Raw genomic sequence first — 21,409 nt, 5'->3', positions numbered from 1 at the left:
GACTCCTCAGCCGGCGAAGGCGGTGTACTCGTCGGCGGAGAGCAGGTCGCCCGGCTCGTCCGTGACCCGTACCTTGAACAGCCAACCGCCTTCGAAGGGGGCGGAGTTGACCAGCGAGGGGTCGTCCACGACGTCGGCGTTGGTGGCGACGATCTCGCCGGTGACCGGCGCGTACAGGTCGGACACCGACTTGGTCGACTCCAGTTCGCCGCAGGACTCGCCCGCGGTCACCGTGTCACCGACCTCCGGGAGCTGGACGAAGACGACGTCACCGAGCGCGTTGGCCGCGTGCTCCGTGATGCCGACCGTCGAGACGCCGTCCTCGGCGTCCGACAGCCACTCGTGCTCCTTGCTGTACCGCAGCTGCTGGGGGTTGCTCATGGCTCGGATTCTCCTGTACGCGGTGATGTGCTGATGACGGTGGAGCGGGGAAACCGCGGGTGGGCAGGGGTGATGTGCCCGACGTCACGCGGTCTGCCGTCGGAACGGTGTCACTTCTGGCGCTTGTAGAAGGGCAGCGCCACGACCTCGTACGGTTCGTGACTGCCCCGGATGTCCACGCCGACACCGGTCGTGCCCGGCACCGCGTGCGCGGCGTCGACGTAGGCCATGGCGATGGGTCTGCCCAGCGTGGGGGAGGGGGCACCGGAGGTGACCTCGCCGATCACCTCGCCGCCGGCGACGACCGGGTATCCGGCGCGCGGCACCCGGCGGCCCTCGGCGATCAGGCCGACCAGGAGGCGCGGCGGGGTCTCCCGGGCGCGCTCGGCGGCCTCGGTGAGCGCCTCGCGGCCCACGAAGTCACCGTCCTTCTCGAACTTGACCACCCGGCCGAGCCCCGCGTCGAACGGGGTCAGCGAGGTCGACAGCTCGTGCCCGTACAGCGGCATGCCCGCCTCCAGGCGCAGCGTGTCCCGGCAGGACAGACCGCAGGGCACCAGCCCGGCCGGGGCGCCCGCCTCGGTCAGCGCCTGCCACAGCCGCTCGGCGTCCTCGGGCGCGACGAAGAGTTCGAAGCCGTCCTCGCCGGTGTAGCCGGTGCGCGCGATCAGCGCGGGGACGCCGGCGACCGTGCCGGGCAGGCCCGCGTAGTACTTCAGGCCGTCGAGGCCGGCGTCGGTGAGCGAGCCGAGGATGCCGGCGGACTCGGGGCCCTGCACGGCGAGCAGCGCGTAGGCGTCACGGTCGTCGCGGACGACGGCGTCGAAGCCCGCGGCCCGCTCGGTGAGCGCGTCCAGGACCACCTGGGCGTTGGATGCGTTGGCGACGACCATGTAGGTGGGGGACGCCGTGTCGGGGGACGCGGCATCGGCGGTCCCGCTCGCCGCGAGCCGGTAGACGATCAGGTCGTCCAGGATGCCGCCGTCGGCCCGGCAGATCATGGTGTAGCGGGCGCGGCCGACGCCGACGGAGGAGATGTTCCCCACCAGGGCGTAGTCGAGGAGTGTCGCCGCCTGCGGGCCGCTGACCGTGATCTCGCCCATGTGCGAGAGGTCGAAGAGGCCGGCTTTCGTGCGGACGGCGAGGTGCTCGTCGCGCTCGGAGCCGTAGCGCAGGGGCATGTCCCAGCCGGCGAAGTCGGTCATGGTGGCGCCGAGCGCGCGGTGTACGGCGTCGAGCGCGGTGAGACGGGGTGCGTTACTGCTCATCGGTGTGGCTCCCAGGGCATGACGGCGAGGTCGTTCCTCCCCATCTGTCATCGGAACCTGAGAGGTTCGTCGTGACCGCGCAGGGCGGTGGACACGACTTGCACCTTGGGTGGAGCCGCTGGAGAGCGGCCCGCTTTTCAGATGTGCCTCGCCCGCGCGGTAACGGGGCCTGAGAGATTCAAGGGAGGGACTTGCTCCTTCGGCGCCCCACCAGGACGTGGCTGGGGACTCTCCCGCGCGGATTCAAGCGGCCGGTATGCAGTTGGCGGGCACATCATCGCACGCCTCGTCCGGGCGCGGCAGGCCCGCGTCCGTGACCGGCCCGTGGCGGTTCGGGTACGAAAACACGAGACATCGCGCATTACCTTCTCTTTACACTCGACGGGGACGGGGAACTCCGCACCCAAGGGGAGGACGATCACGGTGAACAGGCCCTCGGCATACGCCACTTGCTCGGCACTCGCGCTGCCCGAGCAGCAAGCCGCCGCGGCCGGGGAGGTGAGCCGGGACCGCCCGGCCCCCGTCGTCCGCGACCTGCGCGAGCGCGGCGGACGCAGCCCGCACGGGCTGCTCTTCGGCTCCCGCGACCTGGTCGTGATCACCGGTCTGCCCGGCAGCGGCAAGTCGACCCTGATGCGGCGCGCGGTCGCCGGGCCGCGCGTCGACTCCCAGGACACGCGCGACCGCTGGGACGCCCGCGCACCCCGTTCCCTGCCGTACGCCCTTTACCGCCCCTTGGTGCGCCTCGCGCACTACGCCGGTCTCGCCCGCGCCCTGCGCTCCGGGGCCGGGGTCGTCGTGCACGACTGCGGTACCCAGCGCTGGGTACGAGGCTGGCTGGGCCGCGCGGCCCGCCGCCGGGGCGGCACCCTGCACCTGGTCTTCCTCGACGTCGCCCCGGTCACGGCCCTGCGCGGCCAGCGCGAGCGGGGCCGTGTGGTCTCGCGGTACGCGTTCCTGCGCCACCGCGGGGCGGCCGGCCGACTGCTGCGTGCCGTGGAGCGAGGCACACTGCCCCAGGGGTGCGGTTCGGCGGTGCTGCTCGACCGGGACGCGGCGGACGTGCTGCGCCGGATCGACTTCGCGCGGTGAGCGGACGGGTGCGCCGGCGCGGCACCCGATAGCCTTTTCAGCCACAGCAGGTTTACAGCAGGCGGTAGGAAGATGGACTTCCCGGCGGACTTCCCCGGACAGGCGCAACCTCACCCGCATCCGCACGGCGGATGGCCGGGCAACGAACTGGAAGAGGTGCTCTCGGCGTCTCTCGGTATCCCCTCGGCCGGCGGCCGGATCATCGAGGTGCTCGGCCGCAGCTTCGTCTGGGTGCCGTTGCCGGGCGGCGGCGGCCCGCACAGCGGCCCCCTCGATCTGCCCACCCTCGACATCGACGGCCAGGCCTACGTCCCGGTCTTCAGCTCCGAGGAGCAGTTCCGCCAGGTCGCGGGGGGCCACATGTCGTACACCATCGCGCCCGCGGTGGAGTTCGCCCGCGGGCTGCCCCCGCAGGTGGGCATCGCGCTCAACCCCGACGGCGTGGTCGGCGTGCCCCTCCCGCCGCCGGCCGTCGCCGAACTGTGCCGGACGGGCCGTACCGCGCTCGACGGCCCCACGAGCGGCGGTCGGGTCCGGCTCTTCGAGCCCGACTGGCAGGACGATCCGGTCGACTTCCTCGCCGCCGCCTCCGCCGAGTTCGCCGGCACCGGCGTGGTCCGCACGGCCCGCCGCTGCCTCGCCGCGATCGAGACGGCCGAGCCCGTCATGTTCGTCGGTGTCGAACTCGCCACCTGGGAGGGTGACTTGAGGGCGGCCCCGATGGACGCCCTGGCCAGGGCCCTGAACCGGGTGGCGGTGCCGTGGCCGGTCAACCTGGTCCTGCTGGACGTGGCGCAGGATCCGGTGGGGGACTGGATGCGGGCGCAGGTCCGGCCCTTCTACCAGTACGGCCAGTAGGAAAGGCGGCGGGGAGGCGGGAGACGGCACGGCGGACGGCTGTGTCCCGCGCCCGAAGATCGCCGCGAGCCCCGGCTCCCGACGGCCAACACCCGGCACCGCCTAAGCTGTTACACATCCAAGGGTCACAACAGAGGGACGGTACAGGTGAGCGCCAGCGGCACCGCGGCCGGGCAGGTCGAGCACATGCTGCGCCAGGTGACGCCCGGGCGCTACGACGCCTACGAGGCACTCCTGCGCGCGCTCGCCACCCCCAATTCCGGCCAGGTATGGATGCTCCTGTGGCACGGCCAGGCCGGCTCCCCCGATGCCCAGTACGGAAACATGGAGGTGGAGGGGTACGGCTACGCGCCGTGCGTCACCTCCGCGCAGGAGCTCTCCGCCAGCGGCTGGAACCGCTCCTACGAGGTGGTCGACGGGGTCGACGTGGCCCGCACCCTCTATCCCGACCACTTCGGCCTCTGGCTCAACCCGCACGCCCCCGGCGGCGGAGTCGGCATCCCGTGGCTGGATCTGCGCCGGATCGCCACCGGCCTGGAGCGCCAGCCCGCGGGGCCCCTCAGCCTCTCCGAACCGGCCATCGAGATCCCGCAGTTCTACGCCCTGCTCACCCAGAACGCCCACCGCACCCCGGCGGTCCGCGCCCTGCGCCGGGCCTGGGTGCAGCCCGCGCTCGGAGCGCCGTATCTCGCCATCGGCCTCGATGTCTACGACACCCGTCCGGCCGCCGTGGACTCGGTGCGCGCGATGATGCAGCAGTCGATCGGCGCGGTGCCCGAGGGGCTGCCGGTGTCGACCGTGGCGATGTCCGACGAGTACGACCCGGTCGCCCTCTGGCTGCGGGCGAACGCCCGCCCGTTCTACGACCGTGAGGTCCACCCGGCCCCCGTCCAGACGGGCGGGTACGGCTACCCCCCCGCGCGTGGTGGATACTGACTCCCGAGCCCCTTCCCCGCTTCTCCGCACTTTTTACGTCTACGACACATTTCTTCGCGCGTAGACAGCGGTGAAGTGCCCCGGAAGGCGCCGAATCGTCGTTCTGCCCCAACTGTCCCGCGTCCGGGGGCCGTTACCCACTGTTCGGATAACGGAATCCTTTTTTAAGCATCACGGTTGCGCATACTTTCGCCGTCAGGCCTGGCGGGTGATCGCGGCCACGCTGAAGACTCGCGACTCAGACCCGGGGTCGACGACTCCGTATCTGCATGCAAGTCGACAAAGCCGCTGATCCGCGGCAGGCGTAGGCCGGTCACCACCGGCGAGAGGGGTCGGGTCACAGTGACCGCACCGATCGAGACCACCGGGGCGGAAGCCGGGGCGCAGCCAGAGGCTGTGCTGGCCGGCGCCGATAAGGGGCAGATCGAGGGCCGTTCCCTTGGGCAGATCGCCTGGTCCCGTTTCAAGAAGGACAGAGTCGCCGTCGCGGGCGGCGTGATCGTCGTCCTGCTGATCGTGGTCGCCGCGCTCTCCCGGCCCATCCAGGCGATGCTGGGTCTCGACCCCGACGCCTTCCACCAGAACCTGATCGACGCCAACACCTCGCTGCCGAACGGCGGTTGGGGCGGCATGAGCTGGAGCCACCCGCTGGGTGTGGACCCGCAGTTCGGCCGGGACGTCGCCTCCCGCATCCTGGAGGGCTCCTGGGTGTCGCTGGTCGTCGCCTTCGGCGCCACCGTCCTGTCGAACGTGATCGGCACGATCCTGGGCGTCGTGGCGGGCTACTACGGCGGCCGGGTCGACTCGGTGATCAGCCGCCTGATGGACACCTTCCTCGCCTTCCCCCTGCTGCTCTTCGCCATCGCGATCTCGGCCACGCTCCAGGGCGGTGCCTTCGGCCTCAACGGGCTGCCGCTGCACCTGAGCGTGCTGATCTTCGTCATCGGCTTCTTCAACTGGCCCTACCTGGGCCGGATCGTCCGCGGCCAGACGCTCGCCCTGCGCGAGCGGGAGTTCGTGGACGCCTCCCGGGGCATGGGCGCCAGGGGCCCGTACATCCTCTTCCGGGAGCTGCTGCCCAACCTGGTCGGCCCGATCATCGTCTACTCGACGCTGCTCATCCCGACCAACATCCTCTTCGAGGCCTCCCTCAGCTTCCTCGGGGTCGGCATCCAGCCCCCGCAGGCATCGTGGGGCGGCATGTTGCGTGACGCGGTCACCTACTACGAGGTCGACCCCGCGTACATGATCGTTCCTGGCCTCGCCATCTTCGTGACCGTCCTGGCGTTCAACCTGCTGGGTGACGGTCTCCGCGACGCTCTCGACCCCCGCAGCCGCTAGGGCCCGCACCCGAGAGTCCCATCGAGTTTCCGACATAAAGGGGAAGCAGACCATCATGCGAAGGTCAGCGCTGGCCGCAGTTGCGGCCATCGGCTCAGCGAGCCTGCTCTTGGCAGGTTGCAGCAAGGCCGATGACAACAAGAGTGACAACGGGACGAAGGCTGCCGGGGCCAACGCAGCGACCACGGACGTCGTCAACGTCTCGACCCACAAGGGCGGGACGGTCACGTACGAACTGTCCGACGTTCCGGACTCGTTCGACCCGGGCAACACGTACTACGCGTACATGTACAACTTCAGCCGGCTGTACGCCCGCCCGCTGATGACGTTCGAGCCCGGCCCCGGTTCCAAGGGCAACACGCTCGCCCCGGACCTCGCCGCGAGCAAGGGTGTCTCCAGCGACGGCGGCAAGACCTGGACGTACAAGCTGCGTTCGGGCCTGAAGTACCAGGACGGCACGGCGATCACGTCCAAGGACGTCAAGTACGCCGTGGAGCGCTCCAACTTCGCGCGTGACGTGCTCTCCCTCGGCCCGAACTACTTCCAGCAGTTCCTGGTCGGCGGCAAGGACTACAAGGGCCCGTACAAGGACAAGAGCGCCGGCGGCCTCAAGTCCATCGCGACGCCGGACGACACCACGATCGTCTTCCACCTGAACACGGCCTTCCAGGAGTTCGACTACCTGGTCGCGGCGCCGCAGACGGCTCCGGTGCCGCAGGCGAAGGACACGGGCGTCGACTACGTCAAGAACATCGTCTCCTCCGGTTCGTACCAGTTCCAGAGCTACCAGGACGGCAAGCAGGCCGTCCTCGTGCGCAACAAGAACTGGGACGCCTCGACGGACCCGCTGCGCAAGCAGTACCCGGACAAGATCGTCGTCAACCTCAAGGTGAACGCCGACACGATCGACAAGGACGTGCTGGCCGGCAGCGCGATCGACCTCGGTGGTACGGGCGTCCAGTCCGCCACCCAGGCGCAGCTGCTGACCTCCGCCGACAAGAAGGCGGGCACGGACAACACCTACGGTGGCCGTCTCGTCTACACGGCGATCAACACCAAGGTCGCGCCGTTCAACAACGTGCAGTGCCGCAAGGCCGTCGAGTACGCCATCGACAAGGTCTCCGTGCAGACCGCCGAGGGCGGCCCGGTCCGCGGTGACGTCGCCACCACCGTCCTGCCGCCGGACATCACCGGCTACGCCAAGGACGACCAGTACGCGAGCACCGGCAGCAAGGGTGACGTCACCAAGGCCAAGGCCGCGCTGAAGGCCTGTGGCAAGACGTCGATCTCGACCAACCTCTCGGCCCGCAGTGACCGCCCGCAGGAGATCTCCGCGGCCACCGCGATCATCAACTCGCTGAAGGCGGTCGGCATCAACGCCAGCCTGAAGCAGTACCCGTCGGGCAAGTACTTCACCGACTACGCGGGTGTCCCGAAGTTCACCGAGAAGCAGAACATCGGCCTGATCATGATGCAGTGGGGTGCCGACTGGCCCTCCGGCTACGGCTTCCTGCAGCAGATCCTGAACGGCAGCGCGATCGGCGCCTCGGGTAACACCAACCTGTCGCAGTACGACAACAAGACCGTCAACGGACTGCTGGCCAAGGCCATCGGCACCGAGGACGCGTCGGCCCGTAACACCATCTACGCCCAGATCGACAAGCAGACCATGAGCGACGCGGTCATCGTCCCGCTGACCTACTTCAAGGTCCTGCTGGCGCGTCCGGCGAACTACAGCAACCTGGTGTCGACGGCGGCCTTCAGCGGCCAGTACGACTACCTCAACGTCGGCACCACGAAGTAGTTAGCAGCCCCGGAAGGCAGGTGAAGGCATTGGTGCCCGCGGGCTCAACGGCCCGCGGGCACCAGCGCCGATCCCCGTGATCTCGTACATTCTCCGTCGGACGGTCGCAGCGGTGATCCTGCTGCTGGTCGTCTCCGCGGTCACCTTCGGCATCTTCTTCCTGCTGCCACGGCTCGCCGGCCAGACCGCGGACCAACTGGCCCAGCAGTACATCGGGAAGAGCCCGTCGGCGGCGGACATCGCCGCCGTCAAGCACAACCTCGGTCTGGATCAGCCCCTTTACCTGCAGTACTGGCACTTCATCAAGGGGATCGTGGCGGGCGCCACCTACAACCTCGGCCCCACCACCGTGCACTGCGACGCGCCCTGCTTCGGCTACTCCTTCAAGGACCACGTCGAGGTCTGGCCGCAGCTCACCTCCCGCCTCCCGGTGACCATCTCGCTGGCGGCGGGCGCCGCCGTGCTGTGGCTGGTCTCCGGCGTGACGGTCGGTGTGATCTCCGCGCTCAAGCCGCGGTCGTTCTTCGACCGCGCCTTCATGGGCGTGGCGCTCGCGGGTGTCTCGCTGCCCATGTTCTTCACGGGCAACCTCGCCATCCTGCTCTTCACCTACCAGTGGCCGATCTTCGGCCGCACCTACGTCCCGTTCACCGAGAACCCCGGGCAGTGGGCCAACACCCTGTTCCCGGCGTGGTGTTCGCTCGCGCTCCTCTACTCCGCCATCTACGCGCGGCTGACCCGCTCGGGCATGCTGGAGACGATGAACGAGGACTTCATCCGCACGGCCCGCGCCAAGGGTCTGCGGGAGCGCAAGGTCGTCGTCAAGCACGGTCTGCGGGCCGCCCTGACGCCGATCATCACCGTCTTCGGCATGGACCTCGGTCTGCTGCTCGGCGGTGCCCTGATCACCGAGTCGGTGTTCTCCCTGCACGGCATCGGCCAGTACGCGGTGCAGTCGATCGAGAGCAACGACCTGCCCCCGATCCTCGGCGTGACCCTGCTCGCAGCGTTCTTCGTCGTGATCGCCAATCTCCTGGTGGACCTGCTCTACGCCGCCGCCGACCCGCGGGTGAGGCTCTCGTGACCGACCTTGATCCCCTGTCCGCGACCGGCGCCGCGGTCGGCGAGCCTGTCGCCGCGGCCGGGACCGCCCCGAACGCGTTCCTGGAGGTCCGCGACCTCAAGGTGCACTTCCCGACCGACGACGGCCTGGTGAAGTCCGTCGACGGGCTCAGCTTCTCGCTGGAGAAGGGCAAGACCCTCTCCATCGTGGGCGAGTCGGGCTCCGGCAAGTCCGTCACCTCGCTGGCGATCATGGGCCTGCACCGGCTCGGCGCACGGGGCAAGAACGTGCGGATGTCCGGTGAGATCTGGCTCGACGGGCAGGAGCTGGTGAACGCCCGGCCGGACGAGGTGCGCAAGCTCCGCGGCCGGCAGATGTCCATGATCTTCCAGGACCCGCTCTCCGCGATGCACCCGTACTACAAGATCGGCGACCAGATCGTCGAGGCGTACCGGGTCCACCACGACGTCAGCAAGAAGGTCGCCCGCACCCGGGCGATCGAGATGCTCGACCGGGTCGGCATCCCCGAGCCGGCCAAGCGCGTCGACGGCTACCCGCACGAGTTCTCCGGCGGTATGCGCCAGCGCGCCATGATCGCCATGGCCCTGGTGAACAACCCCGAACTGCTCATCGCGGACGAGCCGACGACCGCCCTGGACGTCACCGTCCAGGCGCAGATCCTCGACCTGATCCGGGACCTGCAGAAGGAGTTCGGCTCCGCGGTCGTCCTGATCACCCACGATCTCGGTGTGGTCGCCGAGATCGCCGACGACGTCCTGGTGATGTACGGCGGCCGGTGCGTGGAGCGCGGCCCGGTCGACGAGATCTTCGAGAAGCCCCAACACCCCTACACCTGGGGCCTGTTGGGCTCGATGCCGCGTATCGACCGCGACACCTCGGACCGGCTCATCCCGGTCAAGGGCCAGCCGCCGAGCCTCATCAACGTCCCCTCGGGCTGCGCCTTCCACCCGCGCTGCCCGTACGCGGACATCCCCAAGGGCGACGTCACGCGAACCGTGCGCCCCGAGCTGGCCCAGGTCGACGGCGGGCACTGGTCCGCCTGCCACCTCCCGGCCGAGGACCGTACGCGGATCTGGACCGAAGAGATTGCGCCGAAGCTGTGAGTGAGACGAAGAAAGAGACCGCCGCCGCGGCCGTACCGCACCAGGCGTCCTCCCCGGAGGACCGCGAGGTGCTGCTCAAGGTCGAGGGCCTGAAGAAGCACTTCCCCATCAAGAAGGGGATCCTGCAGCGTCAGGTCGCCGCGGTGAAGGCCGTCGACGGCATCGACTTCGAGGTGCGCAAGGGCGAGACCCTCGGCGTCGTAGGCGAGTCGGGCTGCGGCAAGTCGACCATGGGCCGGGTCATCACCCGGCTCCAGGACCCGACCGGCGGCTCGATCCACTTCGAGGGCCAGGACATCACGCGGCTGAACTCGGCCGGGATGCGTCCGCTGCGGCGGGACATCCAGATGATCTTCCAGGACCCCTACGGCTCGTTGAACCCGCGGCACACCATCGGCTCGATCGTCTCGGCGCCGTTCCGGCTGCAGAGCGTGGAGCCGGAGGGCGGGGTCAAGAAGGAGGTCCAGCGGCTGCTGGAGCTGGTGGGCCTGAGCCCGGAGCACTTCAACCGCTACCCGCACGAGTTCTCCGGCGGCCAGCGCCAGCGCATCGGCATCGCCCGCGCGCTCGCCCTGAAGCCCAAGCTCGTGGTGGCGGACGAACCGGTCTCGGCGCTCGACGTGTCGATCCAGGCGCAGGTCGTCAACCTCATGGACGACCTCCAGTCGGAGCTCGGCCTGACGTACGTGATCATCGCGCACGACCTCTCCGTCGTACGCCATGTCTCGGACCGTATCGCCGTGATGTACCTCGGCAAGATCGTCGAACTCGCCGACCGCAACTCGCTGTACCGGGCGCCGATGCACCCGTACACCAAGGCCCTGATGTCGGCCGTGCCGGTGCCGGACCCCAAGCGGCGGGGCGCCAAGAGCGAGCGCATCCTGCTCAAGGGCGACGTCCCCTCGCCGATCTCCCCGCCGAGCGGCTGCCGGTTCCACACCCGGTGCTGGAAGGCGACGGAGATCTGCCGGACGGCCGAGCCCCAGCTGGTCGAGTTGCGCCCCGGCCAGCGGGTCGCCTGCCACCACCCGGAGAACTTCGCGGACCAGGCCCCGCAGGACACCGTCCTGCTGTCCGCCGCGAAGGAGGCGGTGACGCTGGTCGGTCCCGCGGTGCTGGAGAAGCCGGCGGAGACGCCCAAGGCGGTGGCTCCTGAGGCGGAGACGCCGGAGGCGGTGGCCCCCGAGGTGGCGGCTCCGGCTCCCAAGGCGGCGGCTCCGGCTCCCGCGGCGGAGATTCCCGCTCCGGCGGCGGAGTCCTCGGCTCCCGCGGCGGAGCCCGGTGAGCAGGAGTCAACCGGCCAGTAGGGCATGACGAGTTGGCAAAGTCATGGCCATGACCAAACGGGAGAGTGCAGAGTCTGGCGTGTCCGACTGATCGGAAACACGCACCGAAGGGACGACTCATGGCACTCTCCCGTTCGGCACGTCTGGGGGCCCTCGCTACCGCGGCGGCCTCTTTTCTTGTCATAGCCGCCTCCTCCGCCCCCACCCCCGGCGCCGACGGCATCGGCGACAGCTACTTCCCGCAACTGGGCAACGGCGGCTTCGACGCCCGCCACTACGGCCTCGACATCGCCTACAACCCCGACACCGACCGCCTCGACGGCCGTACGACCCTCACCGCCCGCGCCACCCAGAACCTCACCTCCTTCGACCTGGACCTCCAGCAGTTGGAGGTCACCCGGGTTCAAGTGGACGGCAGACCGGCCCAGTTCACCCGCACCGGCGACGAACTGCGCGTCACCCCGCGCGGGTTCCTGCGCAAGGGACGGGACTTCACGGTCGAGGTCACCTACGGCGGGGTCCCCGAACCCCTCAACGGACCGATCGTCTTCGGCTCCGACTACGGCTGGATGAAGACCACCGACGGCGTCTTCGTCGCCTGCGAACCCAACGCCGCCTCCACCTGGTTCCCCTCCAGCGATCACCCCTCCGACAAGGCCACCTACGACATCCGGATCAAGGCGCCCAAGGGCCTGACCGGCGTCTCCAACGGGCGGCTCGTCTCGACGTACGACAAGGGCGACTCGACGTACACGCACTGGCGCGAGTCGAAGCCCATGGCGACCTACCTGGCCACGGCCACGATCGGCAAGTTCGACGTGCAGACCGGCCGGACCCCCGGCGGGACCCCGATCTACGTCGCCATCGACCCCGTCCTCGCCAACAGCAACAGCGTGGACGTGTACGCCGTGACGGCCGCGGCCACCGACTACTGGTCGCAGGTCTTCGGGCCGTATCCCTTCGAGGAGACCGGCGCGATCGTGGACGACATGCCGCAGGCCGGGTTCTCGCTCGAAGTGCAGAGCAAGCCCGCCTACTCGGCCGTGCGCAGCGAGTCGACGATCGTGCACGAGCTGGCCCACCAGTGGTTCGGTGACTCCGTGTCGGTGGCGCACTGGAAGGACATCTGGCTCAACGAGGGCTTCGCGACCTACGCCCAGTGGCTGTGGGCCGAGCACCAGGGCACCCGGTCGGCGCACGACTCCTTCCTCGCCGCCTACAACGCCCGCCCCGCCGACAGCGCCTTCTGGCAGACCGTGGTCGCCGACCCGCAGCGGGACACGATGTTCGCCTCGGCGGTCTACCAGCGCGGCGCGATGACCCTCCAGACGCTGCGGGAGCGGATCGGGGACACCGCCTTCTTCGAGCTGCTGCCCGCCTGGACGAAGCTCCACCGCTACGGCAACGGCTCCACGGCCGGCTTCGTCAGGCTCGCGGAGAAGATCTCCGGACAGAACCTCGACGACCTGTTCCAGAAGTGGATCCACACGACGGGCAAGCCCGCCCTGTAGGAGCGCCCGAGTAACAATGTGGGGTGCTCCAGCAACTGTTCAGCCCCTCCGTCCAGCACACGCTCGACCTCGTCGGCATCTTCGTGTTCGCCATCTCCGGCGCGCTGCTGGCCGTCCGAAAGAACTTCGACGTCTTCGGCATCGCCGTGCTCGCCGAGGTTACCGCGCTGGGCGGAGGGCTGTTCCGGGACCTCATCATCGGGGCCGTACCCCCGGCCGCCTTCACCGACCTCGGGTACTTCCTCACCCCGCTCTTCGCCGCCCTCCTGGTCTTCTTCCTCCACCCGCAGGTGGAGCGGATCCAGTTGGGCGTCAACGTCTTCGACGCGGCCGGCCTGGGCCTGTTCTGCGTCTCCGGCACGGTCAAGGCGTACGACTACGGGCTCAACCTCACCTCCTCCGCCGCCCTCGGTCTCGCCACGGCCGTGGGCGGCGGTGTGCTCCGGGACGTCCTCGCCAACGAGGTCCCCTCGCTGCTCCGCTGGGACCGCGACCTCTACGCGGTACCGGCGATCGTCGGCGCCACCCTGGCCGTGCTGTGCATCCGCTTCGACACGCTGACCCCCTTCACCAGCGGGTTCGCCGTCGTCACCGCTTTCGTGCTGCGTCTGCTCGCGATGCGGTTCCACTGGCGAGCGCCGCGTGCGTGGCACCGCCGTTCGACGGTGCGCGAGGAGTAGTCGGCCCGGCCGGGGCCTTCGGCCGGTTCTTGCCCATCTCCAGGGTGAGCCAGCGGAAGACCGTCGTCACCTGCGGACGCCACAGCGACATCGTGTGGCCGCCCGCGCTGCGCGGCAGGAACACCGCGTGCACGGTGGTCGGCGCCTTGGCGACCGCCTCCAGCGCCACGCCCGCCTCGTAGCCGTCGCCGGCCTCGCCGGAGAGGTAGAGGGCGATCGGCGGCGGGGTCGCCTTCTTCCGCAGCAGCAGGTACGGGTTGTTCTCGGCGCGCAGGGCCGGGCTCTGCGCGGCGAGCGAATTGCGTTCCCCGATCGGGTCGTTGTAGCCGGACATGCCGACCGCCGCCCGGTAGCGGTCGGGGTGGGCCACCGCCAGCTTGACCGCGCAGTGCGCCCCGGCCGAGTAGCCGGCCACCGCCCAGCCCGCGGGCCCCGGTTCGGCGCGGAAGTTGTCCCTGACCATCTTCGGCACGTCGACGCTCAGCCAGCTGTCCGCGTTCACGGTGCCCGGGATGTTGGCGCACCCCGTGTCCACGCCGGCCAGCAGGTTGGTCCGCGGGGCGACCAGGATGAACGGCGCGACCTGGCCGCTCCGCATCAGCGGCAGCAGCTGCTCGTGCGCCTTCAGCGACCCGAACCAGGCCTTGGCGGAGCCGGGGAAGCCGGGCAGCAGTTCCACGACGGGGAACCTGTGGTGCCGGTAGGCCGGCCTGTCGTACTGCGGCGGCAGCCAGACGTAGACCTCGGCGTTGACGCCGGACACCCGGCCCTTGAGCTGGGTTTCGAGCACCCCGCCGGCGGCGCGCATGCCGGCGCCCTGGGCGCGGCCGAACCTCTGTCTGACCCTGGGCAGCTTGGTCAGCGCGATCCCGCCGGTGCCGTTCGCCCCGAGGTCGGCGGCCTGCTGGACGTGGTTGCCGGTGCCCAGCAGGTCGGCCCAGTTGTCGTAGAGGTTGTTCTGGTTGTTGACCAGGACGAAGACCAGCGCGACGGCCGTGCCCTGGGCGAACAGCAGCATCAGCGCCCGCGCCGCGACGCGCACGACCCTGGGTCCGCGCATCCGCGTCCACAGCGCGAGCGGCAGTATCAACGCGACGAAGGAGAGCACGACGGTGGTGTAGAGGAAGGGAGTCCCGGTGAGGCTCATGTCCCCATAGAGGGGGAGGGCGGGCCCGGGGTTACGGACGAGTTCGGACACTTACCAAGAAATTGCCGGAATCTCACCCAGGAGGCGGCGGTTCGTCAAAAGCTACCGCTTAGTAATTTCACATTGTATGGTTCACCCATGGCAGACGCAGCTTCCGCACCGGCCACGCGGGCCACGATCGGCGACAGCGAGTTCGACCGTGACACGGCACTCACCCGCCGCGCCCCCGGCGTTCACGACCTCGACCTCTCGGCCGGCTGGACCGTCCTCGGCGCCGTCAACGGCGGCTACCTCCTCGCCGTCCTCGGCCGGGCCCTCGCCGACACCCTGCCGCACAGCGACCCGTTCACGGTCTCGGCGCACTATCTGACCGCCTCCCGCCCCGGCCCGGCGGTCGTCCGCACCGAGACCGTCCGCACCGGCCGCACCCTCTCGACCGGCCAGGCCTCCCTCTTCCAGTACGACGACCGGGGCGAGGAGGTCGAACGCATCCGCGTCCTCGCCTCCTACGGCGACCTGGACACGCTCCCCGACGACGTCCGCACGACGGCCCGGCCGCCCGCGATCCCGCCCATGGAGCGGTGTTTCGGCGCGGAGGACGGTCCGGCCCCCGTCGACGGGGGCTCCGCCATCGCCGACCGTCTGATGCTCAAGCTCGACCCCGCGACCCTCGGCTGGGCCCTGGGCGCGCCCTCCGGCAAGGGGGAGATGCGTGCCTGGTTCGGCCTCGCGGACGGCCGGGACGCCGACCCCCTGTCCCTGCTGCTCGCGGTGGACGCGCTGCCGCCGACCGCGTTCGAGATCGGGCTGCGCGGCTGGGTGCCCACGGTCGAGCTGACGGTCCACGTCCGCTGCCGCCCCGCGCCCGGCCCGCTCCGCGTCTCCATCACCACCCGCAATCTCGCGGGCGGTTTCCTGGAGGAGGACGCGGAGGTCTGGGACAGCGCGGACCGACTGGTCGCGCAGTCGCGGCAACTGGCCCGGGTCAGGCTCGGCTAGCGGCTAACTCCCCTGACGGGTGCGCCAGTTGGCCTGCTTCCGTCAAGGAGTCGTACCAGTCCGTACCGCGCGCCGGGAACCGAACTCCCTGGTGGGGAGGGTCTCTTGGGGTCCGCTTTACCCGACGCACAGGGTGGCGACAGGACACCCCCAACCGGGGCCTATGCGGCGTTGATTGAGTGCCCGCTTCAAGACTTCCTCATCGTTTTCGGAGCTGTCTCTCATGAAGCGTGTGCGTCTCGTCCCCGCGGTGGCCCTGCTGGTCCTCTCGCCCCTCGCCCTGGCGGCCTGCGGATCGGGCGACTCGTCGTCCTCCTCCGGCGGCGGCACCTCCGGCTCGCAGTCCTGCCAACGGCCCTCCGGCATGCCGACCGGCAACGCCTCCGGCCGTCCCTCCGGCGCCCCGAGCGGCGCACCCACCGGCGCCGCGGCCTCGGGCATGCCGACCGGCCGGCCCTCGGGCATGCCGACCGGCAACGCCTCCGGCGGCCCCGGCGGCGGCCAGGGCGGATTCGGCGGAGGGCAGGGCGGGGGCTGCGGCGGCCCCGGCGGCGGGATGAGCGGCGCGCCGCAGCAGGGCTGACCCCGGTCCCGTACGGCGGACGACGGGGGCAGGGGTGATCCCGGTCCCGTGCGGCGGCGTACGACAGGGGCGGCGCGTCCGGGACACGGGCGCGCCGCCCCTGTCGTACGAGCGGAGCCGGTGTCCGTCAGTCGAGCCAGTGCCGGCGGCCGAGGGCGACCAGCCTCAGCCGACGCTCCGCCATCTGCGTCACGCGCCGTCGCTCCTCGTCCGGCCGTCCGCTGCCCTCCTGGGCCTTGTGGGCCGCCTGGGTCTCGCGGGTCTCCTGGGTCTCCAGGAAGAGGGAGGCGGTGCTGAGCATCTGGTCGACGTAGAGGTGGGCGAGCATCAGCAGGTCCTCGTCGTGCCACCCCCGCGACTCGGGATCCTTGGCGAGTTCGTCCCTCACCTCCTCGGCGAACCGGGCGAGTTGGTCCCGTATGGCCTCCCGTACCGGCTGCACCCCGCCGTGCCGTTCGCGGGCGACGAAACGGACGTGGGCGGGGTGGGCGTCCACATGACCGGCGATCAACTCGATGGCCCGCCTGATGCGTTCGTCGCTGTCCTCCGCCGTGGAGACCGTGCTGCGGATCATCGCGTGCAGACTGCCCAGCGCCTCCTCCACCAGCGCCACGCCGAGGTCGGCCGTCGAGCGGAAGTGCCGGTAGAAGGCGGTCGGAGCGACGCCCACGGCCCGGGTGACCTCGCGCAGGCCCAGGCTGCTCAGGCTCTGCTCCTCCAGCAGCCCCAACGCGGCGTCCAGCAGCGCCTGTCGGGTCTTCTGCTTCTGCGCCTGCCGGAGGCCGAGAGTGTGACTCATGTCATCCAGTTAACAACTGTTCTCCGGAAATGGAAAGCCGTCGGAGGGTTAGACTCAAGAGTCAGTGAACAACTGTTACTACAGCCGTTCACCGAACCGAGCGGGACGGGACTCGTCCCCGACCTCTCGGAATCCCGGACTCTCGGAGGGAGATCCATCCCATGCTGTTCCTCGTCGTCGCGCTGCTGCTGTTCGGTGTCGTGATGGGCGCCGTGGCCCACGCGCCGTTCGCCTTCACCGCCGTGGCAGCCGTCGTCATCGCCGTCTGGCTGGGCGTCTTCGCGCTCCGCGAGCGCCACGGCCGCCGCGGTCGTCCGTCCGCCGGCTGACCACCCCGTCCACCCCATCCGTTCCGTCGGGAGCTGATCCACCATGCGACTCACCGCACCGGCCTCCAGCACGACCACCGCCGCCACCAGCACCACCGGCACCAACGCCGTCGCCCCCGCCACGGGCCGTCGTGACGCCGACGGCATGGCCGTCGCCTCCTTCATCCTGGGGCTCGTCGGCCTGCTGGTCCTCAACGTCTTCCTCGGCCCGATCGCCATCGTCCTCGCGGGTGTGGCCCTGTGGCGCGGCACCGCGCGCCGCGGCCGTGCCTGCCTCGGTCTCGGCCTGGGCATCGCCGACCTGCTGGTCCTGGTCGCCTTCATGCAGGCGGACAGCACGGTCTCCTGGAGCTTCTAGCGGTTCGCGGGAGCCCGCGGGTGCGGCGACGGGACCGCCCGCCACCCCGGGCCGCTCACCGGGGCCCGTAGAATCGGCGGCACCATGGCATACCTCGACCACGCCGCGACCACCCCGATGCTTCCCGAGGCAGTCGAGGCGATGACGGCCCAGCTGAGCATCACGGGCAACGCCTCCTCCCTCCACGCTTCCGGCCGCCGGGCCCGCCGTACGGTCGAAGAGGCCCGGGAAACCCTCGGCGAGGCGCTCGGCGCCCGCCCCAGCGAGGTGGTCCTCACCTCCGGCGGCACCGAGGCCGACAATCTCGCCGTGAAGGGCCTGTACTGGTCCCGGCGCGACGCCGACCCGGCCCGTACCCGTGTCCTCGCCAGTCCCGTCGAGCACCACGCGGTGCTGGACGCCGTGCACTGGCTCGGCGAACACGAGGGCGCCACCGTCGAGTACCTTCCGGTCGACGCCCACGGCCGGGTCCACCCCGAGGCGCTGCGCGAGGCGATCGCCCGCAACCCCGACGATGTGGCCCTGGCCACCGTCATGTGGGCCAACAACGAGATCGGTACGATCCTGCCGGTGCGCGAACTCGCTGACGTAGCAGGGGAGTTCGATGTCCCGCTGCACGCCGACGCGGTGCAGGCGTTCGGTCAGGTGCCCGTCGACTTCGGCGCCTCCGGACTCGCCGCGATGACGGTCTCCGGTCACAAGGTCGGCGGCCCGTACGGCATCGGTGCCCTGCTCCTCGGCCGTGAGTACACCCCCGTGCCCGTCCTGCACGGCGGCGGTCAGGAGCGCCATGTCCGCTCCGGCACCCTCGACGTCCCGGCCGTCGCCTCCTTCGCCGTCGCCGGCCGGCTCGCCGTCGAGCGGCGCGAGTGGTTCGGCCGCGAGATCGGCGCGCTCCGTGACGTCCTGGTCGAAGCGGTCCGTACGGCGGTGCCGGACGCGATCCTCGGCGGCGACCCCTCGCCCGCGGGCCGTCTCCCGGCCAACGCCCACTTCACCTTCCCGGGCTGCGAGGGCGACTCCCTGCTCCTCCTGCTGGACGCCCAGGGCATCGAGTGCTCCACCGGCTCCGCCTGCACCGCGGGCGTCGCCCAGCCGAGCCATGTCCTGCTGGCCACCGGCACCGCCCCCGACCTCGCGCGCGGGACCCTGCGCTTCTCGCTGGGCCACACCTCCACCCGGGCCGACGTCGACGCGGTGGCCAAGGCGATCGGACCGGCGGTGGAGCGGGCCCGCGCGGCCGGCCTGGTTTAACCGCCTCCGTCCCAACTGCCGTAGGGGCGGGCGCCGTTCAGGTGGGCCCCCGCCCCGGCCACGACCCTAGCTGTCCGTGACCATGAGGGCGGCCATCATGCCCTCGTCCTCGTGTTGCAGCAGATGGCAGTGGAGCATGTACATGTACGTGTCGTCGGCGAAGTCGGTGAACTCCATGGCGACCTGGATCGAGCCGCCGCCGACCACCTCGTAGGTGTCGTACCAGCCCAGTTGGACCCCGGTCGGGGCGGCGCCGTTGATCGATATCAGCTGGTACGGCACGTCGTGCAGGTGGAAGGAGTGTTCCAGCTGGGTGCTGTTCTTGATCGTCCAGATCTCCTTGGCGCCCAGCGTGGTGCTGATCATGGCCATCGAGGACATGCTGGTGCCGGCGGAGCCGTTGATCAGCATTTTCGTGCCGCTCTGGCCGAGCGTGATGGTGCGGGCGGTGAAGTCGGAGGTGTCGTACCGGTCGATGGTGTTGAGGGTGCTCGGCAGGTCGTCGGGGGTGTCGGTGCCGTTCGCGGTGACCGTCAGGACGTCGTACGTACCGCTGCCGCCGCGTACCCAGCCGGTGGTGATGACCGCCTGGAGGGTGGCGTCGGCGGTCAGGTCCAGCACGAACTCGGCGCGCGCGCCGGCCACCAGCCGGATGGAGTCCACCTCCGCCGCCGTGGCCAGGTACCCCTGGTCGGAGGCGATCTGGGTGAGGGTGCCGCCGTCGCTGCGCTGGATGGTGATGATGTCGGACGGCGAGGCGTTCAGCGCCCGGAAGCGGGTGCGGGTCTTGGTGGCGGTGAAGCCGAGGGTGGTGGAGTCGACGTTCGTGCCGTTGAGCAGGAGCGGGTAGCTCAGGCCGTTGGTGAGGTAGCCGGCCAGGTCGTACTTGATGTCGCCGGCGCTGTCGGTGGCCAGGCACTGGAAGATCAGCGGGACGTCGTCCACGCCGTAGTCACTGGGCAGGGCGGCCGAGGTGTCCGACGCGTCCTCGACGATGATCATGCCGGCGAGTCCGTGTACCGCCTGCTCGGCCGTGGTGCCCAGCGCGTGCGGGTGGTACCAGAGGGTCTTCGCGTCGTCCTTGACCGTGAAGGTGGGGGCCCAGGTGGTGCCGTCGGAGAAGGCGACCTGGGGGCCGCCGTCCATCTTGGCCGGGACGTGGGCGCCGTGGAAGTGGACGGTGGTGTCGGCGCCCAGGCTGTTGGTGATGTTGAGGAGGACGGTGTCGCCGTCGGTCCACTTCAGGGTGGGGCCGAGGAACGACTGGTTGTAGCCCATGGTGTCGCTGGTGACGCCGCTCAGTACCTCGGCGGTGCCGGTCCTCGCCTCCAGGGTGAAGGTGGTGGTGGAGCCGGAGGTGGTGCCCTCCAGCAGGTCGGGGATGGTGAGGGTGGCGTCGGCGGCGGACGCCTTGTCCGGTGCGCCGCCGCTCAGCAGCGAGAAGGTGGCTCCCGCGCCGGCCACGGCCGCGACGCCGGCTCCGGCCATGCCGCCGAGGAACCTGCGCCGGTGCAGTCCCCTGCCCTTGGTGTGCTCGGTCTTGGCCGGGGCGCTGGTGGTGTGCTCGCCCTTCGCCGCCCTGGCCTTGCGGTGGCCGCTGTCGCCGGTGTCGGTTTCTCTGCCCGCTTCGGAGGCGGGGTCAGTGGAGTGCGTCATGGCCCGGGATGCTCGACCCGGGGCCTGTGTGCGGACTGGGCCCGGCATAGGAGGAAGCCGCGTTGGCTGTGAATGCCGCAGGAGCTTCAACCCGCCCCAACTCCGTTGCGGTGGCGCCGAGTTGAGGTGCTCCTGGTCACGTCCGGAGCGGGGGACGCAACGGACATGCCCGTCCCGCGAGTTATTCACAGCCGCGCGACGATGTGACGTGGCTCACGCTGCGGTGTGTGATGCCCCTCTTACCAGCCGTATGTACCGGTCCCAGTCCCAGAACGGCCCCGGGTCCGTGTGATCGGTGCCCGGCACCTCCACATGCCCGATGATGTGCTCCCGGTCGACGCCGATGCCGTGGCGCCGGCATATCCCGGCCGTGAGCCGTGCCGAGGCGGCGTACATCGCGTCCGTGAACGAGGAGGCCCGGTCCACGAAGCCCTCGTGTTCGACGCCGACGCTGCGTTCGTTGTACGCGCGGTTGCCCGCGTGGAACGCCACGTCCAGCTCGCGGACCAGCTGAGTGATCCGTCCGTCCCTGCCCACGATGTAGTGCGCGGCGGCCTGGTGTCCCGGGTCCTGGAAGGCATTGACCGCGCTGTCGAGACTGCCCTGGGTGACATGGACGACCACCCGGTCTATCGCGTAGTCGTCGGGCCGGTCGGCGTGCCGGTAGTTCGCCGGGGACGCCGCCGCCCAGTGGGCGCCCCGGAAGTCCACCGCGCCCGTCACCCGTGCCCGCTCCACTCCCGGCAGCCGCCACCACAGCCGCGTCAGCTCGCCGCGGGCCAGCGCCGCCGTGCCGACGGCGGCCACCGCCCCGCCCACCAGCAGCGCCCGCCGGCCGAGCCGCCGGTCCGCGTCGCCCGTCATCTCCCCCATACGACCCCCAGGTGTCCCCTGCGATCTTCAACGGATACGCGCGGGTGCCGGTTCCCGCCGACCCGTA

Annotated in this window: 21 protein-coding genes and 1 riboswitch; of the genes, 15 read left to right on the top strand and 6 right to left on the bottom strand. The window is 70.3% G+C overall.

Going from position 1 to position 21,409, the window contains the following annotated elements:
• Nucleotides 1-6 precede the first annotated feature (6 nt).
• Entirely contained in the window at nt 7-381 is a 375-nt protein-coding gene (gene gcvH, locus ABZT12_RS33180) for a glycine cleavage system protein GcvH (protein WP_356391486.1), read from the bottom strand.
• Nucleotides 382-491: 110 nt separating this feature from the next.
• The gene (gene gcvT, locus ABZT12_RS33175; protein ID WP_356391484.1) at nt 492-1,649 is read right to left on the bottom strand and encodes a glycine cleavage system aminomethyltransferase GcvT; all 1,158 of its coding nucleotides are present in this window, start codon (nt 1,647-1,649) and stop codon (nt 492-494) included.
• A 147-nt stretch (nt 1,650-1,796) separates the two neighbouring features.
• A riboswitch (glycine riboswitch) is annotated at nt 1,797-1,895 on the bottom strand.
• A gap of 171 nt (nt 1,896-2,066) precedes the next feature.
• Here gcvT and ABZT12_RS33170 point away from each other — a divergent pair.
• From ABZT12_RS33170 to ABZT12_RS33125, 10 genes are all read left to right on the top strand, one after another.
• Complete coding sequence (locus ABZT12_RS33170) at nt 2,067-2,741, top strand: AAA family ATPase (protein WP_356391512.1); 675 nt, start codon at nt 2,067-2,069, stop codon at nt 2,739-2,741.
• 72 nt (nt 2,742-2,813) lie between these two features.
• Nucleotides 2,814-3,599: an enhanced serine sensitivity protein SseB gene (locus tag ABZT12_RS33165; RefSeq protein WP_356391482.1), complete on the top strand. Its 786-nt coding sequence runs from the start codon at nt 2,814-2,816 to the stop codon at nt 3,597-3,599.
• A 147-nt stretch (nt 3,600-3,746) separates the two neighbouring features.
• Nucleotides 3,747-4,535, top strand: a complete 789-nt coding sequence (locus tag ABZT12_RS33160) for an enhanced serine sensitivity protein SseB C-terminal domain-containing protein (RefSeq protein WP_356391480.1) — start codon at nt 3,747-3,749, stop codon at nt 4,533-4,535.
• 342 nt (nt 4,536-4,877) lie between these two features.
• Nucleotides 4,878-5,876: an ABC transporter permease gene (locus tag ABZT12_RS33155; protein WP_356391478.1), complete on the top strand. Its 999-nt coding sequence runs from the start codon at nt 4,878-4,880 to the stop codon at nt 5,874-5,876.
• A gap of 55 nt (nt 5,877-5,931) precedes the next feature.
• A complete protein-coding gene (locus ABZT12_RS33150; protein ID WP_356391476.1) occupies nt 5,932-7,680 on the top strand; it encodes an ABC transporter substrate-binding protein in 1,749 nt (582 codons plus the stop codon).
• Nucleotides 7,681-7,756: 76 nt separating this feature from the next.
• Nucleotides 7,757-8,764: an ABC transporter permease gene (locus ABZT12_RS33145; RefSeq protein WP_356391474.1), complete on the top strand. Its 1,008-nt coding sequence runs from the start codon at nt 7,757-7,759 to the stop codon at nt 8,762-8,764.
• The gene (locus ABZT12_RS33140) at nt 8,761-9,867 is read left to right on the top strand and encodes an ABC transporter ATP-binding protein (protein WP_356391472.1); all 1,107 of its coding nucleotides are present in this window, start codon (nt 8,761-8,763) and stop codon (nt 9,865-9,867) included. Before ABZT12_RS33145 ends, ABZT12_RS33140 begins: the two co-directional genes overlap by 4 nt.
• Nucleotides 9,864-11,174 carry a dipeptide ABC transporter ATP-binding protein gene (locus tag ABZT12_RS33135; protein ID WP_356391470.1) on the top strand — a complete coding sequence of 437 codons (1,311 nt, stop codon included), beginning with the start codon at nt 9,864-9,866 and terminating at the stop codon, nt 11,172-11,174. Before ABZT12_RS33140 ends, ABZT12_RS33135 begins: the two co-directional genes overlap by 4 nt.
• Nucleotides 11,175-11,272: 98 nt before the next feature.
• Nucleotides 11,273-12,664 carry a M1 family metallopeptidase gene (locus tag ABZT12_RS33130; RefSeq protein ID WP_356391468.1) on the top strand — a complete coding sequence of 464 codons (1,392 nt, stop codon included), beginning with the start codon at nt 11,273-11,275 and terminating at the stop codon, nt 12,662-12,664.
• A gap of 23 nt (nt 12,665-12,687) precedes the next feature.
• The gene (locus ABZT12_RS33125; protein ID WP_356391466.1) at nt 12,688-13,344 is read left to right on the top strand and encodes a trimeric intracellular cation channel family protein; all 657 of its coding nucleotides are present in this window, start codon (nt 12,688-12,690) and stop codon (nt 13,342-13,344) included.
• On the opposite strand, the gene ABZT12_RS33120 is transcribed toward ABZT12_RS33125, so the two are convergent.
• Complete coding sequence (locus tag ABZT12_RS33120; protein ID WP_356391464.1) at nt 13,253-14,491, bottom strand: alpha/beta hydrolase-fold protein; 1,239 nt, start codon at nt 14,489-14,491, stop codon at nt 13,253-13,255. The two genes, ABZT12_RS33125 and ABZT12_RS33120, sit on opposite strands and share 92 nt — an antisense overlap.
• Before the next feature lie 138 nt (nt 14,492-14,629).
• Between ABZT12_RS33120 and ABZT12_RS33115 the strand changes: the two genes are divergently transcribed.
• Together ABZT12_RS33115 and ABZT12_RS33110 are read left to right on the top strand one after the other, a co-directional pair.
• The gene (locus tag ABZT12_RS33115) at nt 14,630-15,490 is read left to right on the top strand and encodes a thioesterase family protein (protein ID WP_356391462.1); all 861 of its coding nucleotides are present in this window, start codon (nt 14,630-14,632) and stop codon (nt 15,488-15,490) included.
• A gap of 223 nt (nt 15,491-15,713) precedes the next feature.
• Nucleotides 15,714-16,073, top strand: a complete 360-nt coding sequence (locus ABZT12_RS33110; RefSeq protein WP_356391460.1) for a hypothetical protein — start codon at nt 15,714-15,716, stop codon at nt 16,071-16,073.
• 127 nt (nt 16,074-16,200) lie between these two features.
• Here ABZT12_RS33110 and ABZT12_RS33105 read toward each other — a convergent pair whose 3' ends face one another.
• The gene (locus ABZT12_RS33105; protein ID WP_356391458.1) at nt 16,201-16,872 is read right to left on the bottom strand and encodes a TetR family transcriptional regulator; all 672 of its coding nucleotides are present in this window, start codon (nt 16,870-16,872) and stop codon (nt 16,201-16,203) included.
• A 161-nt stretch (nt 16,873-17,033) separates the two neighbouring features.
• On the opposite strand from ABZT12_RS33105, the gene ABZT12_RS33100 reads away from it, so the two are divergent.
• From ABZT12_RS33100 to ABZT12_RS33090, 3 genes are all read left to right on the top strand, one after another.
• Nucleotides 17,034-17,201: a hypothetical protein gene (locus tag ABZT12_RS33100; RefSeq protein WP_356391456.1), complete on the top strand. Its 168-nt coding sequence runs from the start codon at nt 17,034-17,036 to the stop codon at nt 17,199-17,201.
• 43 nt (nt 17,202-17,244) lie between these two features.
• Nucleotides 17,245-17,559 (top strand): DUF4190 domain-containing protein, encoded by a 315-nt coding sequence (locus ABZT12_RS33095; protein WP_356391454.1) that lies wholly within the window; start codon nt 17,245-17,247, stop codon nt 17,557-17,559.
• An 84-nt stretch (nt 17,560-17,643) separates the two neighbouring features.
• Nucleotides 17,644-18,813, top strand: a complete 1,170-nt coding sequence (locus tag ABZT12_RS33090) for a cysteine desulfurase family protein (RefSeq protein WP_356391452.1) — start codon at nt 17,644-17,646, stop codon at nt 18,811-18,813.
• Nucleotides 18,814-18,879: 66 nt separating this feature from the next.
• On the opposite strand, the gene ABZT12_RS33085 is transcribed toward ABZT12_RS33090, so the two are convergent.
• Both ABZT12_RS33085 and ABZT12_RS33080 read right to left on the bottom strand, forming a co-directional pair.
• A complete protein-coding gene (locus ABZT12_RS33085; RefSeq protein ID WP_356391451.1) occupies nt 18,880-20,469 on the bottom strand; it encodes a multicopper oxidase domain-containing protein in 1,590 nt (529 codons plus the stop codon).
• 213 nt (nt 20,470-20,682) lie between these two features.
• Nucleotides 20,683-21,342, bottom strand: a complete 660-nt coding sequence (locus tag ABZT12_RS33080; RefSeq protein WP_356391450.1) for an N-acetylmuramoyl-L-alanine amidase — start codon at nt 21,340-21,342, stop codon at nt 20,683-20,685.
• Nucleotides 21,343-21,409 lie beyond the last annotated feature (67 nt).

This window comes from Streptomyces sp. NPDC005423, assembly GCF_040606415.1.
GTDB lineage: Bacteria > Actinomycetota > Actinomycetes > Streptomycetales > Streptomycetaceae > Streptomyces.
Note: the sequence above shows the minus strand (reverse complement) of the source record. Positions and strands in the feature narration are given on the sequence as shown.

What these genes read in the sequence shown, in the direction of transcription:
- gcvH (WP_356391486.1), bottom strand. Translation starts at nt 381, where the DNA reads ATGAGCAACCCCCAGCAGCTGCGGTACAGCAAGGAGCACGAGTGGCTG.
- gcvT (WP_356391484.1), bottom strand. Translation starts at nt 1,649, where the DNA reads ATGAGCAGTAACGCACCCCGTCTCACCGCGCTCGACGCCGTACACCGC.
- ABZT12_RS33165 (WP_356391482.1), top strand. Translation starts at nt 2,814, where the DNA reads ATGGACTTCCCGGCGGACTTCCCCGGACAGGCGCAACCTCACCCGCAT.
- ABZT12_RS33150 (WP_356391476.1), top strand. Translation starts at nt 5,932, where the DNA reads ATGCGAAGGTCAGCGCTGGCCGCAGTTGCGGCCATCGGCTCAGCGAGC.
- ABZT12_RS33130 (WP_356391468.1), top strand. Translation starts at nt 11,273, where the DNA reads ATGGCACTCTCCCGTTCGGCACGTCTGGGGGCCCTCGCTACCGCGGCG.
- ABZT12_RS33120 (WP_356391464.1), bottom strand. Translation starts at nt 14,491, where the DNA reads ATGAGCCTCACCGGGACTCCCTTCCTCTACACCACCGTCGTGCTCTCC.
- ABZT12_RS33115 (WP_356391462.1), top strand. Translation starts at nt 14,630, where the DNA reads ATGGCAGACGCAGCTTCCGCACCGGCCACGCGGGCCACGATCGGCGAC.
- ABZT12_RS33110 (WP_356391460.1), top strand. Translation starts at nt 15,714, where the DNA reads ATGAAGCGTGTGCGTCTCGTCCCCGCGGTGGCCCTGCTGGTCCTCTCG.
- ABZT12_RS33105 (WP_356391458.1), bottom strand. Translation starts at nt 16,872, where the DNA reads ATGAGTCACACTCTCGGCCTCCGGCAGGCGCAGAAGCAGAAGACCCGA.
- ABZT12_RS33100 (WP_356391456.1), top strand. Translation starts at nt 17,034, where the DNA reads ATGCTGTTCCTCGTCGTCGCGCTGCTGCTGTTCGGTGTCGTGATGGGC.
- ABZT12_RS33095 (WP_356391454.1), top strand. Translation starts at nt 17,245, where the DNA reads ATGCGACTCACCGCACCGGCCTCCAGCACGACCACCGCCGCCACCAGC.
- ABZT12_RS33090 (WP_356391452.1), top strand. Translation starts at nt 17,644, where the DNA reads ATGGCATACCTCGACCACGCCGCGACCACCCCGATGCTTCCCGAGGCA.
- ABZT12_RS33085 (WP_356391451.1), bottom strand. Translation starts at nt 20,469, where the DNA reads ATGACGCACTCCACTGACCCCGCCTCCGAAGCGGGCAGAGAAACCGAC.
- ABZT12_RS33080 (WP_356391450.1), bottom strand. Translation starts at nt 21,342, where the DNA reads ATGGGGGAGATGACGGGCGACGCGGACCGGCGGCTCGGCCGGCGGGCG.